Origin of the sequence: Streptomyces sp. Je 1-369, assembly GCF_026810505.1 — a bacterium.
GTDB lineage: Bacteria > Actinomycetota > Actinomycetes > Streptomycetales > Streptomycetaceae > Streptomyces.
In genome coordinates, this window is record NZ_CP101750.1 from 7,412,746 (window position 1) to 7,428,349 (window position 15,604).

10 protein-coding genes are annotated in these 15,604 nt (G+C 70.7%); 7 read left to right on the forward strand and 3 right to left on the reverse strand.

All coding sequences use genetic code 11. The features are described from left to right. The first annotated feature begins 60 nt into the window (after positions 1 to 60). From NOO62_RS33175 to NOO62_RS33205, 7 genes are all read left to right on the forward strand, one after another. Positions 61 to 3,051, forward strand: coding sequence for a glycoside hydrolase family 3 C-terminal domain-containing protein (locus NOO62_RS33175; protein ID WP_268774483.1), 2,991 nt, complete (start codon positions 61 to 63; stop codon positions 3,049 to 3,051). Further along, positions 3,048 to 5,369 carry an alpha-xylosidase gene (yicI, locus tag NOO62_RS33180; protein ID WP_268774484.1) on the forward strand — a complete coding sequence of 774 codons (2,322 nt, stop codon included), beginning with the start codon at positions 3,048 to 3,050 and terminating at the stop codon, positions 5,367 to 5,369. Before NOO62_RS33175 ends, yicI begins: the two co-directional genes overlap by 4 nt. Further along, entirely contained in the window at positions 5,335 to 5,922 is a 588-nt protein-coding gene (locus NOO62_RS33185) for a SigE family RNA polymerase sigma factor (protein WP_268774485.1), read from the forward strand. The genes yicI and NOO62_RS33185 overlap by 35 nt, the downstream gene beginning before the upstream one ends. Next, positions 5,919 to 6,842, forward strand: a complete 924-nt coding sequence (locus NOO62_RS33190; protein WP_268774486.1) for a hypothetical protein — start codon at positions 5,919 to 5,921, stop codon at positions 6,840 to 6,842. Before NOO62_RS33185 ends, NOO62_RS33190 begins: the two co-directional genes overlap by 4 nt. 141 nt (positions 6,843 to 6,983) lie before the next feature. Further along, on the forward strand, positions 6,984 to 7,814 hold the full coding sequence (locus tag NOO62_RS33195) for a pectate lyase (protein ID WP_268774487.1): 831 nt from the start codon (positions 6,984 to 6,986) through the stop codon (positions 7,812 to 7,814). 197 nt (positions 7,815 to 8,011) lie between these two features. After that, positions 8,012 to 10,522 carry an alpha-L-arabinofuranosidase C-terminal domain-containing protein gene (locus NOO62_RS33200; RefSeq protein ID WP_268774488.1) on the forward strand — a complete coding sequence of 837 codons (2,511 nt, stop codon included), beginning with the start codon at positions 8,012 to 8,014 and terminating at the stop codon, positions 10,520 to 10,522. 40 nt (positions 10,523 to 10,562) lie between these two features. Continuing rightward, entirely contained in the window at positions 10,563 to 11,621 is a 1,059-nt protein-coding gene (locus NOO62_RS33205) for a glycoside hydrolase family 43 protein (protein ID WP_268774489.1), read from the forward strand. A 5-nt stretch (positions 11,622 to 11,626) separates the two neighbouring features. On the opposite strand, the gene NOO62_RS33210 is transcribed toward NOO62_RS33205, so the two are convergent. From NOO62_RS33210 to mmsA, 3 genes are read right to left on the reverse strand one after another with little or no spacing between them, the layout of a single operon-like run. Next, positions 11,627 to 12,778, reverse strand: coding sequence for an aldose epimerase family protein (locus tag NOO62_RS33210; protein WP_268774490.1), 1,152 nt, complete (start codon positions 12,776 to 12,778; stop codon positions 11,627 to 11,629). Positions 12,779 to 12,809: 31 nt separating this feature from the next. Then, the gene (mmsB, locus tag NOO62_RS33215; protein WP_268774491.1) at positions 12,810 to 14,039 is read right to left on the reverse strand and encodes a multiple monosaccharide ABC transporter permease; all 1,230 of its coding nucleotides are present in this window, start codon (positions 14,037 to 14,039) and stop codon (positions 12,810 to 12,812) included. A gap of 10 nt (positions 14,040 to 14,049) precedes the next feature. Continuing rightward, the gene (mmsA, locus tag NOO62_RS33220) at positions 14,050 to 15,588 is read right to left on the reverse strand and encodes a multiple monosaccharide ABC transporter ATP-binding protein (RefSeq protein ID WP_321170633.1); all 1,539 of its coding nucleotides are present in this window, start codon (positions 15,586 to 15,588) and stop codon (positions 14,050 to 14,052) included. Between the last annotated feature and the right edge of the window lie 16 nt (positions 15,589 to 15,604).

Here is a 15,604-nt window from a genome sequence, read left to right on the forward strand (position 1 = left end):
GCTTCGAAGGTCGCTCCCGCACCTTCCGATGTGCCTGCCGCCCGCCGAGGGGACCCCCACGTGACCGACAACCCGCCACCGTTCCGCGACCCCGGACTGCCGCCGGACGAGCGCGTGGACGACCTCCTCGCACGGCTCACGGCCGACGAACGCGTCGCGCTCCTGCACCAGTTCACGCCCGCCGTCGAGCGCCTCGGCGTCGCCGCGTTCCGCACCGGCCAGGAAGCCCTGCACGGCGTCGCCTGGATGGGGCCCGCGACCGTCTTCCCGCAGGCCGTCGGCCTCGGCGCGACCTGGAACGACGAACTCGTCCGGCGCATAGGAGAAGCCGTCGGCACCGAGGCGCGGGCGATGCGCACACGCGACGACCGCGTCGGCCTCAACCTCTGGGCCCCCACCGTGAACCTCCTGCGCCACCCGCTCTGGGGCAGGAACGAGGAGGGGTACGCCGAGGACCCGCACCTCACCTCGGCCCTCGCCGTCGCCTACACGCGCGGCCTGCGCGGCGACCACCCCAGACGGTGGCGCACCGCCCCAGTGCTCAAGCACTGGCTGGCCCACAACAACGAGACGCACAGGGACACGTCGAACTCGTCCGTGCGGCCACGCGTCCTGCACGAGTACGACCTCCGCGCCTTCCGCGCCGCGGTCGAGGCGGGCTCGGTCGCGGGCGTGATGCCCGCCTACAACCTGGTCAACGGCCGCCCCAACCACGTATCGCCGTACCTGCGCGAGCAGTTGCGCCGCTGGACGGACGAGGAGCTGCTCGTCTGCTCCGACGCGGGCGCGCCCAGCAACCTCGTGGACTCCGAGGAGTACTTCGACACCCACGAGGAAGCCGTGGCGGCCGCCCTCGTCGCGGGCGTCGACAGCTTCACGGACCACGGCACGGACACGAAGGTGGTGGTCGGCCGCCTCCAACGGGCTCTGGCAAGCGGCCTGTTGTCGATGCCGGACGTCGACGCGGCGGTGCGCCGGCAGCTGTCCGTGCGGCTGCGGCTCGGCGAGTTCGACCCGGACGGCGGCCCGTACGCGGACGCGTCCCCGGACGACATCGACACCCCCGCACACCAGGGACTCGCCCGCGAGGCCGCCGAGCAGGCCGTCGTGCTGCTCAAGAACGACGGCGGTCTGCTCCCGCTCGCCGAGGGCGCCCGCGTCGCGGTCGTCGGACTGCTCGCCGACGAGTGCAAGACCGACTGGTACAGCGGGACCCCGATCCGCCGCAGCAGCGTCCTCGACGGGCTCCGCGAGCGCTTCGGCGCCGACCGCGTGACCTTCGCGGAGGGCGTGGACCGGGTGCGGCTGCGGTGCGGGGCGGCGGGGTGGGTGCGCGTCGTGCCGGGGACGGACGCGGGGGAGCGGGCCGACGCGGGGGAGCGGGCGGACGCCGGGGAGCGGGCCGGGGGCGCGGTCGGTGCCCTCGATCCCGCGCTGCTCGCGGGCCGCACCGACCTGCCGCCGCTGATGGTCTGCGAGGACCCGTCGGACGCCACGGAGTTCGCGCTCGCCGACTGGGGCGGCGGGGTGCTGACGCTGCGGGCCGCCGACGGCCGCTACCTCTCGGTCGCCGAGGACGGCTACGTGCGCGCGTCGGCCGACCGGCCGGGCGGCTGGGTCGTGCAGGAGACGTTCGGGCTTGTGGAGCACGGGGACGGGTACCTCATCGAGCACGCGGGAACGGGTGGGTACGTCTCTGTCGCCGCCGGTGCGGTGAAGGTTGCCGCGAGGGAGGAAATTCTTCTGGGAGGGGATTCCCTTCCGGAGGGCCGTGGGAGCGTCTTCACCGTCGAGGTCCTGGAGCGCGGTGAGGACGCCGTGGCCCGGGCCGCCGCGGACGCGGACGTCGTGGTCGTCGTCGCGGGGAACGACCCGCACATCAACGGGCGCGAGACCCAGGACCGGACGACCCTCGCCCTGCCGCCGCACCAGGAGCGGCTCCGGCGGGCGGCCCACCTGGCCAACCCGCGCACCGTCCTCGCCCTGACCTCCTCCTACCCTTACGCGGTCGCCGAGGCCGACGCGGAACTGCCCGCCCTGCTGTGGACCGCGCACGGCGGACAGGCCGCGGGCACCGCACTCGCCCGGATCCTCGCCGGTGACGTCTCACCGGGCGGCCGCCTCCCGCAGACCTGGTACGCCGCCGACACCGACCTTCCCGACCTCCTGGACTACGACATCATCGGCTCACGCCAGACCTACCTGTACGGCGAGGACCGCCCGCTGTACCCGTTCGGGCACGGCCTGAGTTACTCCACCTTCGCGTACGGAGGTCTGGAGGCCACGCGCGACGGCGAGTTGATCCGCGTCGCCTTCACTGTCACCAACACGGGGGCCGTCGCCGCGGACGAGGTGGCCCAGCTCTACGTACGGGCACCCCAGGACGCCGCGGCCGGTCTCGTCCTGCCGCACCGGCGCCTCGTCGCGCACCGCCGCACGCACCTCGCGGCGGGGGCGGCGCACCGTACGACCTTCGAGCTGCCCGTGTCCGAGCTGGCGTTCTGGGACGTACGGCACGACCGCTGGGCCGTGGCGCCCGGCGCGTACGAGCTGCTGGTCGGGGCCTCCAGCGAGGACGTGCGGCTGACCGCGTCCGTGGAGGTCGACGGGCAGCCGATCGCCGCCAGGCCGGTGCGGAGGGAGGGCCTGGCGGCGAACGGCTACGACGCGCAGCAGGGCACCGAGATCGTCGACCGCACGAAGGTGGCGGGCGACGCGGTGCGGTCCCTGGACGGAGGCGTGGGTGAACTGCGGTTCCGCTCCTGCGATTTCGGGTCGGGCGTGGGCGTCGTGTCCGTCGAGGTCGCGGGCGAAGGCGCCGTCGACCTCATCGCGGGCAGCACCGCCACGACCGTCACGGTCCCGGCGACCGGCGGCGTGTACGAGTACGCGCACCACGGTGCCGTCTTCGCCGTGTCCGGCGTGCGTGACCTGCGCGTCCTCCTGCGCGGGGCCGTCCGGCTGGCCCGCATCACCTTCATGGCGGACGACGAGGGACAGGGCGACGAGGGGCAGGGCGACGACGGGCGGAGCGGGGGTGGCGCGGCATGAAATTCACCGACGGGTTCTGGCTGATGCGCGACGGGGTGCAGGCCTCGTACGCGACCGACGTGCGCGAAGTGCGGGAGGCCGAGGCGGGGTTCACCGCGTACGCCGCCGTCAAGCAGGTGCGTGGGCGCGGCGACACGCTCAACTCGCCGCTCATCACGGTCGAGTGTTTCTCGCCCGCCGAAGGCGTGATCGGCGTCCGTGCGACACATCACGCGGGGAAGGCCCATCACGGGCCGGACTTCACCCTCCTCGCGAGCGAGGGGGCGGCCGCCACCGCCGAGGTGCCCCGCATCCGTCGCGGCGGCACCGTCACCGAGCTGACCAGCGGTCCGCTCACCGTCCGCCTGGACAGCGCGGGCCCTTGGGGCCTGGAGTTCCTCGACGGTGACGGGCACGCACTGACCGGGGTCGGACGGCGCGGCACCGGGTTCGCCACCACCCCCGACGGCGTCCATCACATGGTCGGGCAACTCGACCTCGGAGTCGGCGAGTTGATCTATGGGCTCGGGGAGCGCTTCACCCCGTACGTCAAGAACGGCCAGAGCGTCGACATCTGGCAGGCCGACGGCGGCACCAGCAGCGAGCAGGCGTACAAGAACATTCCCTTCCACCTCTCCTCGCGCGGCTACGGCGTCTTCGTCAACCACCCCGGCAAGGTCTCCTACGAGATCGGCTCCGAGTCCGTCGGGCAGCTCCAGTTCAGCGTCGAGGACCAGTCGCTGGAGTTCTACGTCATCGCGGGCCCCACCCCCAAGGACGTCCTGCGCCGCTACACCGCGCTCACCGGCCGCCCCGCCCTGCCCCCCGCCTGGTCGTTCGGGCTCTGGCTCACCACCTCCTTCTGCACCCCGTACGACGAGGCCACCGTCACCGGTTTCGTCGACGGCATGGCGGAGCGCGACATCCCGCTCAGCGTCTTCCACTTCGACTGCTTCTGGATGCGCGAGCACCAGTGGACCGACTTCCGGTGGGACCCGGACGTCTTCCCCGACCCGGAGGGCATGCTCCGCCGGTTGCGCGAGCGCGGACTCAAGGTCAGCGTCTGGATCAACCCGTACATCGCGCAGAAGTCCCCGCTGTTCGCGGAGGCCGCCGCCGAGGGTTTCCTCGTCCGGCGCCCGAGCGGCGACATCTGGCAGTGGGACCTGTGGCAGCCCGGCATGGCGCTCATCGACTTCACCCACCCCGGCGCCCGCGCCTGGTACGCGGCGAAGCTGCGCGCCCTGCTCGACCAGGGCGTCGACTGCTTCAAGACCGACTTCGGCGAGCGCGTGCCGACGGACGTCGTCTGGCACGACGGCTCCGACCCGCACCGCATGCACAACTACTACACGCAGCTCTACAACAGCACCGTCTTCGAGCTCCTGGAGAAGGAGCGCGGCACGGGTGACGCGGTCCTCTTCGCCCGCTCCGCGACCGTCGGCGGCCAGCAGTTCCCGGTGCACTGGGGCGGCGACTGCTTCGCGTCGCTCGGTGCCATGGCCGAGTCGCTGCGCGGCGGCCTGTCCCTCTCCCTGAGCGGCTTCGGGTTCTGGAGCCACGACATCGGCGGCTTCGAGGGAACCCCGGACCCGGCGGTCTTCAAGCGCTGGCTCGCCTTCGGCCTGCTCTCCTCGCACAGCCGCCTGCACGGCAACGTCTCCTACCGGGTGCCGTGGGCCTTCGGCGAGGAGGCGGTCGACGTGGCACGGAGGTTCACGCGCCTGAAGCACCGCCTGATGCCGTACCTGTACGGGGCGGCCGCCGAGGCCCACCTCGACGGCGTGCCCGTCATGCGGCCCATGCTCCTGGAGTTCCCCGACGACCCGGCGTGCCGCACCCTCGACCGGCAGTACATGCTCGGCCCGGACCTGCTGGTCGCCCCCGTCTTCAGCGTCGAGGGCGACGTCGAGTTCTACGTCCCCGAAGGCACCTGGACACACCTCCTCACCGGCGAGACCGTGCGGGGCCCCGGCTGGCGGCGCGAGATCCACGGCTTCGACAGCCTGCCGCTGTACGTACGGCCCGGCGCCCTGCTGCCGCTCGGCGCCGACGACCGCCGTCCGGACGGCGACTGGCTGGAGGACCTGACCCTGCTGGTGGCACCGGAGGCACCGGCCCGCACGGAGGCCGCCGTCACCGTCACCGTCCCCGACCGCGAAGGGCGGCCCGCGGCCGTCTTCCGCGCGACACGGCACGGCACCGGTGTGCGCGTCCTCGCGTCCGGGACCCGGCGGCCCTTCGGGGTGCGGTCGGTGGACGGTCGCGCCACGGCCCACGGCGTGGGGGAGGTGACGTTGAGCGATGTCCGCACGAACGGAGAGACCGAGACCCGTTAGAGCGACGGGGGCGGACGCGGACGCGGAGGCCGAGTTCCACGCGTTCTTCGAGCGACACTACGCCGAGCTCGCCCGCTTCGCCCATCTGCTGACCGGCGAGGCCGACGGCGCGGACGACCTGGCGGCCGACGCGCTCCTCGCGCTCTGGCACCGCTGGGACCGGGTGCGGGCCGCCGACCATCCGGCCGCGTACGCCAGGGGCGTCGTCGCGAACATGGCGCGCAGCCGCATCCGCAGCGCCGTGCGCGAGCGGCGCCGCATCACACTGTTCTGGTCGGGCCGCGACGAGGGCGTCGCGGACCCCGACGTACCGGCGGTCGTCGACGTGCGGGAAGCGCTGCGCGCGCTGCCCTTCCGCAAGCGGGCCTGCGTGGTCCTGCGGCACGCCTTCGACCTGTCGGAGAAGGACACCGCACAGGCCCTCGGGGTCTCGGTGGGTACGGTGAAGAGCCAGACGTCGAAGGGCATGGCTGAGCTGCAACGACGCCTCGGCCCGCACCCCGCGCTCGCCCGGGTGCGCGCGGTCGTGGCGGACACGGGGAGAAGCACATGAGGGACGGCGGACACCACGAAGGACGCGGCGAAGGACGCGACGACGGCGTGCGGGAGAAGCTGCGCGGCGCGGCCCGTGCCCACCGGCCGGACCGGGAGCGGATGCTGGCGCGCATCGAGCGCGGCATGGCGGAGGGCGAGCGGTCCGAGGGCCGTTCGAAGGCCACCCGCCGGGCGGGCGGCGCGTCCTGGCTTCGGGTGCTGAGCACGACGGCGGCCGTGGCCGGGGTCTTCGCGGTCGTCGGGTACGGGCTGGCGGTGGTGCTGCGCGACGGCGAGTCACCGCAGTCCGTGGCGACGAGCACGTCGTCCGGGCCGCCCACCGTGTCGCCGGAGCCGACCGGCACGCTCGCTCCGCCGACGCGACGCCCGAGCGGGCCGCCCGTGCGGTCCCCGGGCGCGGACGAGGACGGGGAGCCGTCGGGATCCTCGTCCCGGGAGCCTTCGGGGGGTACGGGGTCGTCCCCGAAGAGCAGCGGCAGGCCCGCGGACACCGACGGCTCCTCCGACCCCGCCGCGTCCGTGAAGAGCGTGCCGCCCGACCGCCTCCTGTGGGCGGACGGCTCGATCGACCCCGGCTCCAGTGCGTACTGGTCGCAGAGCGACATCACCGTCAAGGCGAAGAAGCCGCTGACCGCGCTCACCGTGGAGGTGCGCGTCGCCGGGAGCGGCAAGGTCGACGACACGGGAAACTGGCGGTCGCTGCCCGAAGGGGACTTCGACGCGTCGGTGACGGAGCGGGACGGCGGCCTCGTCTACCGGTGGACGCTCAAGCGGGGCCGGACGGTGCCGGTGGGGGAGCACGTCTTCGCGGGGCAGTTCAATCACCCGGCGGGGAAGCGGGACGCGGGCGACGACTCGTACGAGGTCCGTGCGGGCACCGCGGACGAGCGGACGGTCTGGCGGGGGGACTTCGCGTGAGGTCATGAGGACAGGCCGAAAAAAGTGCCCGCCCGGCGGCAACCCATTCCCCGTCGGCGGAGACCACACAGCGGAGACGCACTCCCGTCCCAAGCACCACTCCCCCCCAAGAACCTTCCCCAAGCACGAGGAATGGGACTCATGACATCACGAGCTGACCTGCGCAAGGGCCGCAAGCGGCGCCTGACCACGCGCCGGGCCATCGGCGCGGCGACCGCCGCGCTCGCACTGACCGGCGCGGGGATCGCGACGAACAGCATGCTGTCGCCCGCGGGCGCGGCCACCGCATGGCCCGAGGCCAGGGGCGAGGCGCCCACGGCGAAGACCATCGAGGTCTCCGGCACCCACGACGGGGGCCTCAAGCGTTACTACGGCACCGGAGACCTGGGCGGCGACGGCCAGGACGAGGGCCAGGACCCGATCTTCAAGCTGAAGGACGGCGCGGTCCTCAAGAACGTCATCATCGGCGCCCCGGCCGCCGACGGCATCCACTGCCAGGGCAGCTGCACGCTGCAGAACGTGTGGTGGGAGGACGTCGGCGAGGACGCGGCCACGTTCAAGGGGACGTCGGCGAACTCGACGTACTCCGTGTACGGCGGGGGCGCGCGGAAGGCCGACGACAAGGTCTTCCAGTTCAACGGCGCGGGCAAACTGGTCGTGTCCAAGTTCCAGGTCTCCGACTTCGGCAAGCTGGTGCGCTCCTGCGGCAACTGCTCCAAGCAGTACAAGCGGACGATCACCGTGAACGACGTGGACGTCACCGCGCCGGGCAAGTCGATCGTCGGCATCAACACGAACTACGGCGACACGGCCGCGCTGCGCAACATCCGCATCCACGGCGACAGCAACAAGAAGATCGCCACGTGTGACCGCTTCACCGGCAACAACACCGGTGCCGAGCCGAAGAAGACGGGCTCGGGCCCCGACGGCACGTACTGCAAGTTCAAGGCGTCGGACATCAGTTACCAGTAATTCCACGGAGTGCCCCCGCCTGGGATGACCGGCGGGGGCACTGTCGTCATGCCCGCTTTAGGGCGGTTTCTGTTCGGCATCACGAACCCAACGCCCGTTTTTGTGCGAGGCGTTGACGTGCACAAATCCACTGCTTAAGTTGCCGTTCGTAATCCTGACCGATGTCTGAAATATCGAACACGGTAGAGGTGGCAGAGATGGGCTTGGCACGCGGACGTTGGAGAATCGGACTCACCGCGGGGGTGCTGGGCTCCCTGCTCGCGGGGGCGCTCGCCGCGAGCCCCGGCGCGGCGGGGGCCGGCCCCGGTGGGTCCACGGACTACACGATCGACGTCGAGACGGCCCGTACCGGCGCGAAGATCGACGACTCGATGTACGGCGTCTTCTACGAGGACATCAACCGTGCGGCCGACGGCGGGCTCTACGCGGAGCTCGTGCAGAACAGGTCCTTCGAGTACGGCACCGACGACAACACGTCCTACACGCCGCTCACCTCCTGGGACGCGACGGGCACCGCACGGGTCCTGAACGACGGTGGACGCCTCAACACCCGCAACCGCAACTACCTGTCCCTGAGCGCCGGTTCGGCCGTCACCAACTCCGGCTACAACACCGGCATCGCCGTCACCCGGGGCAAGCGGTACGACTTCTCGGTCTGGGCCCGCACCGAAGCGTCGACGCGCGCGCCGCTGACCATCGGCCTCCGGGACTCCACCGGCGACCTGGCCACGGCCCGCCGCGTCACCGCCCGCGGTGGCTGGGCGAAGTACGAGGCCTCCTTCACCGCCACCCGCACCTCCGCGAACGGCCGCCTCGCCGTGCGGGCCGGTGCCCCCGTCGCGCTCGACATGATCTCCCTCTTCCCGCGCGACACGTACAAGGGCCGCGAGAACGGCCTGCGCAAGGACCTCGCGCAGAAGATCGCCGACCTGCACCCCGGCTTCCTGCGCTTCCCCGGCGGCTGTCTGGTCAACACCGGGGGCCACGAGGCGTACGACGAGTCGTCGGGCTGGCAGCGCAAGCGCTCCTACCAGTGGAAGGACACCATAGGTCCGGTCGAGGAACGCGCCACGAACAGCAACTTCTGGGGCTACAACCAGAGTTACGGCCTCGGCTACTACGAGTACTTCCAGTTCGCCGAGGACACCGGCGCCATGCCGTTGCCCGTCGTGCCCGCCCTGGTCACCGGCTGCGGCCAGAACAAGGCCACCGACGACGACGCGCTCCTGAAGCGGCACATCCAGGACACCCTGGACCTCATCGAGTTCGCCAACGGTCCCGTGACGAGCCAATGGGGCAGGAAGCGCGCCGAGATGGGCCACCCCGAGCCCTTCCGCCTCACGCACCTGGAAGTCGGCAACGAGGAGAACCTGCCCGAGGCGTTCTTCGCCCGCTTCCAGAAGTTCCGCGCGGCCATCGAGGCCGCACACCCGGACGTCAGCGTCATCTCCAACTCCGGCCCCGACGACAGCGGCGCGATATTCGACACCGCCTGGAAGCTCAACCGGGAAGCGGACGTCGACATGGTCGACGAGCACTACTACAACAGCCCGCAGTGGTTCCTGGAGAACAACGACCGCTACGACTCCTACGACCGACAGGGCCCGGAGGTCTTCCTCGGCGAGTACGCCTCCCAGGGCAACCGCTTCTCCAACGCCCTCTCCGAAGCCGCGTTCATGACCGGACTTGAGCGCAACGCCGACGTCGTGAAGCTCGCCTCGTACGCGCCGCTGCTCGCCAACGAGGACTACGTGCAGTGGAAGCCGAACATGATCTGGTTCGACAACGACCAGTCGTGGGGCTCGGCCAACTACGAGACGCAGAAGCTCTTCATGCGCAACGTCGGCGACGAGGTGGTGCCCTCCACCGCCTCCGGCACCCCCGCGACCTCCGGCCCGATCACCGGCGCCGTCGGCCTCTCCACCTGGGGGACCAGCGCCGCCTACGACGACGTGAAGGTGACGGGGGAGGACGGCGGGACGCTCCTCGCCGACGACTTCTCGGCCGGCGACGGGCAGTGGCAGAAGGCGTCCGGGCGCGGCAGCTGGACCGCACGGGACGGCGCCTACGTCCAGTCCGACGAGGCCGCCGAGGACACCCTCGTCACCGCGGGCGACAAGAACTGGCGGAACTACGACCTCGAAGTGAAGGCCACCAAGAAGGCGGGCAAGGAAGGCTTCATGGTCGCCTTCGGCGTCAAGGACACCGGCAACCACTACTGGTGGAACGTCGGCGGCTGGAACAACACCCGCTCGGCCGTGGAGAAGAGCACCGACGGCGCCAAGCAGACGATGGTCGAGGACGGCACGACCGTCGAAACGGGCCGCAGCTACGACCTGCGCGTCGGGGTGCGCGGCCGTCAGGTGACGCTCTACCTCGACGGCAAGAAGTGGGGCTCCTTCACCGACGACAAGCCCGCCGAACCCTTCCGCCAGGTCGTCACCCGCGACAAGGCCACCGGCGAACTGATCGTCAAGGTCGTCAACGACCAGGCGGCACAGGCCCGCACGGAGATCGGCCTCGGCGCGGGCGCACGGGTCGCGCCGGAGGCGCGGGTGACCACGCTGACCGCCGACCCGGCCGCCGAGAACACGAAGGACGCCCGGCCCGTCGCGCCGAAGACGTCCGCCTTCAGGGGAGTGGCCGACACCTTCTCGTACACCTTCCCCGCGCACTCGGTGACGTTCCTGCGCATCAAGACGAAGTAGCGCACCTCGCCCCCTCCCTCCTCGAAAGGCGCCCGACCCCGTGAACCCCAACCGCAGACTCCTCCTGAAGAGCACGGCACTCGCCGCCGGCACCCTCGCCGCCGCCCCCGCCGTCGCCCGCGCCACGACACCCGGCGCCGCCCAAGCGGCCCCCTACGCCAACCCCCTCGTCCGGCAGCGCGCCGACCCGCACATCCACCGCCACACCGACGGCCGCTACTACTTCACCGCCACCGCCCCCGAGTACGACCGCATCATCCTGCGCCGCTCCCGCACCCTGCGCGGCCTCGCCACCGCCGAGGAGGCCGTCGTCTGGCGCAAGCACGCGAACGGCGACATGGGAGCGCACATCTGGGCGCCGGAGATCCACCACATCGACGGCAAGTGGTACCTCTACTTCGCGGCCGCGCCCGCCGACGACGTGTGGAAGATCCGCATGTGGGTCCTCGAGAACTCGCACCGCGACCCGTTCAAGGGGACCTGGACGGAGAAGGGGCGCATCGTCACCGCCTGGGACACGTTCTCCCTGGACGCGACCACGTTCACCCACCGCGGTTCCCGCTATCTCGCCTGGGCGCAGTACGAGCCCGGCACGGACAACAACACGGCCGTCTTCCTGTCGCGCATGGCCGACCCGTGGACGGTGACGGGCCCTCAAACCCGCCTCACCACACCCGAGTACGACTGGGAGTGCGTCGGGTTCAAGGTGAACGAGGGTGCGTCGGTCATCCAGCGCAACGGACGCGTCTTCATGACGTACTCGGCGAGCGCCACCGACGCCAACTACTGCCTGGGTCTGCTCACCGCCGACGCGGGCAGCGACCTCCTCGACGCCGCGTCGTGGACGAAGTCCCCGAGGCCGGTCTTCACGAGCAACGAGAGGACCGGGCAGTACGGCCCCGGGCACAACTCGTTCACCGTCGCCGAGGACGGCCGCACCGACGTCCTCGTCTACCACGCCCGCCAGTACAAGGACATCACCGGCGATCCCCTGAACGACCCCAACCGGCACACCCGCGTCCAGCGCCTGGGCTGGAAGCCGGACGGGACGCCGGAGTTCGGCGTCCCGATCACGGACGGAAGGGCTGTCGGGGGCTGAACCGCTCAGCGCGCCGAGAAGGCGTGCACCGTGCTCGTACGGTAGGTCTCCCCGGGCCGCAGCACCGTCGAAGGGAACGACGGGTGGTTCGGGGAGTCCGGGAAGTGCTGGGTCTCCAGGCAGAGGCCGTCGCCCTGGCGGTAGGTGCGGCCCGAGGGCCCGGTCAGGGTGCCGTCGAGGAAGTTGCCGGAGTAGAACTGGACGCCTGGCTCGGTCGTGGCGATCCTCATCGTGCGGCCGGAGTCCGGGTCGCGCAGGGTCGCGAAGTGTTCGGGGCGCCGGGTGAGGCCCTTGTCCAGGACCCAGTTGTGGTCGTACCCCTTCGCCCCCACCAGCTGCGGATGCGCGACGCGGATGTCCTCGCCGACGGTCTTCGCGTGCCGGAAGTCGAAGGGCGTGCCCGCCACCGGCGCCAACTCACCCGTCGGGATCAGACCCGCGTCCGTCGGAGTGAACCGACGGGCGGCAAGGCTCAGTTCGTGGTCGTAGATGCCGCCGCCGCCCTCGCCCGCCAGGTTGTAGTACGTGTGGTTGGTCAGGTTCACGACGGTCGCCCGGTCGGTCGTCGCCGCGTAATCGATGCGCCAGTGGCCGCGCGGCGTGAGGGTGTACGTCACCTTCACGCGGAGCGTGCCGGGGTATCCCATCTCGCCGTCGACGCTCACGTACCGCAGGACGAGGCCGACCCCCGACGGGCCGGTGAACGGCTCCACGTCCCACACCCGCGTGTTGAAGCCCTTCGAGCCGCCGTGCAGGCTGTTCTCGCCGTCGTTGACGGAGAGCTGGTGCGTCGTGCCGTCCAGGGTGAAGCGGCCGCGCGCGACGCGATTGCCGTAGCGGCCGATGAGCGCGCCGAAGAACGTGTCCCCGGCGACATACGCCTCGACGGTGTCGTGGCCGAGGGAGACGTTCGTGTACCGGCCGCGCCGGTCCGGCAGTTCGAGGGACTGCACGATGCCGCCGTACGACAGGACCTTCAGCCGCGTACCGCCGTTCGCCAGCGACCAGCGGTACACCTTGGTGCCGTCGGCGAGCCTGCCGAAGAGCTCCTTCGTGGGCCGCGCGCCGTCCGTCGCGTACGCCGTGCCGCCCGCGACGGTCGCGGTGAAACCGGCCGCGGCCGCGGCGGTCAGCACGGTGCGTCTGCTCGTTTCCATGTGGTCTCCAAAGAGGGGAGTCGGGGAAGGACTAGCGGCCGGCCTTGCGCTTGTTCCAGACGTCGAAACCGACCGCCGCCAACAGCACCAGGCCCTTGATGACCTGCTGATAGTCCGTGCCGATGTTGACCAGGGACATGCCCTGGTTGAGCACGCCGAGGACCAGGCCGCCGATCACGGCGCCCATGACCGTGCCCACGCCGCCGCTCATCGACGCGCCGCCGATGAACGAGGCCGCGATCGCCTCCAGTTCGAAGTTGAGGCCCGCCTGCGGGGTGCCCGCGTTCAGGCGTGCCGCGTAGACGCAGCCCGCGAGGGCCGCGAGCACGCCCATGTTGACGAAGATCAGGAAGGTGACGCGCTTGTCCTTGACGCCGGACAGCTTCGCCGCAGCCCTGTTGCCGCCGAGCGCGTACACGTGGCGGCCGATGACCGCGTTGCGCATCACGTAACCGAGACCGATCAGCAGACCGCACATGATGAGCAGCACCACGGGCACACCGCGGAAGCTCGCCAGGGTCAGGGTGAAGGCGACGACGGCCGCGGTGACCGCCACCAGCTTGGCCACCCACAGGCTCGTCGGCGTGACGTCCAGGTCGTACGCCAGCTGCTGCTTGCGGCTGCGCCACTCGCGGAAGACCAGGAACACGATCGTCACGAAGCCGATGACCAGCGTCGGATTGTGGTACTGCGTGTACGGGCCCATCTCCGGGATGAAACCCTTGGCGATGTTCTGGAAGCCGTCGGGGAACGGCGACAGCGACTGGCCCTCCAGGACGATCTGGGTCAGACCGCGGAACAGCAGCATCCCGGCGAGCGTCACGATGAACGACGGGATGCCGACGTACGCGATGAAGAAGCCCTGCCACGCGCCCGCGACCGCGCCGATCAGCAGCGAAAGGACGAGCGCGAGCACCCACGGCATGTCGTGCTTGACCATCATCACCGCCGACATGGCGCCGACGAAGGCGACCAGCGAGCCGACGGACAGGTCGATGTGGCCCGCGATGATGACGATCATCATGCCGATGGCCAGGATCAGGATGTAGCCGTTCTGCTGGATCAGGTTGGAGACGTTGCTCGGGAGGAGCAGGACGCCGTCCGACCAGATCTGGAAGAGGATGACGATGAACGCCAGGGCGATGAGCATGCCGTACTGGCGCATGTTGGAGCGCACGCTGCGCAGCAGCAGCTCGCCGACGGACTGCCGGGCGGGTGGCGCGGACGTCGTGTCGCGCGCGGGCTCGGTCGTGGTGGTCATGGCGGAGGCCTCAGCTTCTGTTCTTGGTCATGTGGCGCATCAGGAGTTCCTGGGTGGCGTCCGCGCGGTCGACCTCACCGGTCAGCCGGCCCTCGGCCATCGTGTAGATCCGGTCGCACATCCCGAGCAGCTCGGGCAGCTCGGAGGAGATGAACAGCACCGCCTTGCCGGCCGCGGCGAGCCGGTCGATGACGGTGTAGATCTCGTACTTCGCGCCGACGTCGATACCGCGCGTCGGCTCGTCGAGGATCAGCACCTCCGGGTCGGCGTGGATCCACTTGCTGAGCACGACCTTCTGCTGGTTGCCGCCGGAGAGCCGCCCCACCTGCTCGAACACGGTGGGTGCCTTGATGTTCATCGACTTCCGGTAGCGCTCGGCGACGGAGCGTTCGTGGTGCCCGTCCACGAAGCCGTCCTTGCGCCGCATGCCGGGCAGCGAGGCCAGAGAGATGTTGCGGTTGATGTCGTCGATGAGGTTCAGGCCGTACTGCTTGCGGTCCTCGGTGACGTACGCGATCCCGGCCTCGACCGCGGCGGGCACCGTCTTCGTCACGACCCTGCGGCCCCCGACCGACACCGTGCCGGTGACGTACTGGCCGTAGGAGCGCCCGAAGACCGACATCGCGAGCTCCGTGCGGCCCGCGCCCATCAGCCCCGCGACGCCGACGATCTCGCCGCGCCGCACGGTCAGCGACACGTCGTCGACGACCTTGCGCTGGTGGTCGACCGGGTGCCGCACCGTCCAGTTCTCGACGGAGAGCGCGAGCGAGCCCGCGTCCTCGCCCTTGTAGGGCGTGCGGTCGGGGAAGCGGTGGTCGAGGTCGCGGCCGACCATGCCGCGGATGATGCGCTCCTCGGACAACCGCGGTTCGCTGTCCGGTCGTTCGCGGACCGTGAGGGTCTCGATGGTCCGCCCGTCGCGCAGGATCGTCACCGAGTCCGTGATGGCCCGGATCTCGTTGAGCTTGTGCGAGATGATGATGCTGGAGATGCCCTGCTCGCGCAGCTCCACGATGAGGTCAAGGAGCTTCGCGCTGTCCTCGTCGTTGAGCGCGGCGGTCGGCTCGTCCAGGATCAGCAGCTTCACCTCCTTGGACAGTGCCTTCGCGATCTCCACCAGCTGCTGCTTGCCCACCCCGATGTCGGCGACCGGCGTCTGCGGCTTCTCGTTCAGGCCCACCCGCTTGAGCAGCGCGCTCGCCCTGCGCAGCGTGCCGTGCCAGTCGATGAAGCCACGGCTGCCCTGCTCGTTGCCGAGGAAGATGTTCTCGGCGATGGACAGATGGGGGACGAGGGCGAGCTCCTGGTGGATGTTGACGATGCCGCGCCGCTCGCTGGCCCGGATGTCCTTGAAGGCCATCCGCTCGCCCTCGAAATGGATCTCGCCGTCGTAACTGCCGTGCGCGTGGACGCCGCTCAGGACCTTCATCAGCGTCGACTTGCCCGCGCCGTTCTCGCCGCAGATCGCGTGGATCTCCCCGGGACGCACGGTCAGGTTCACGTCGGAGAGCGCCTTGACGCCGGGAAACGCCTTGGTGATCCCGCGCATCTCCAATACCGGGCGG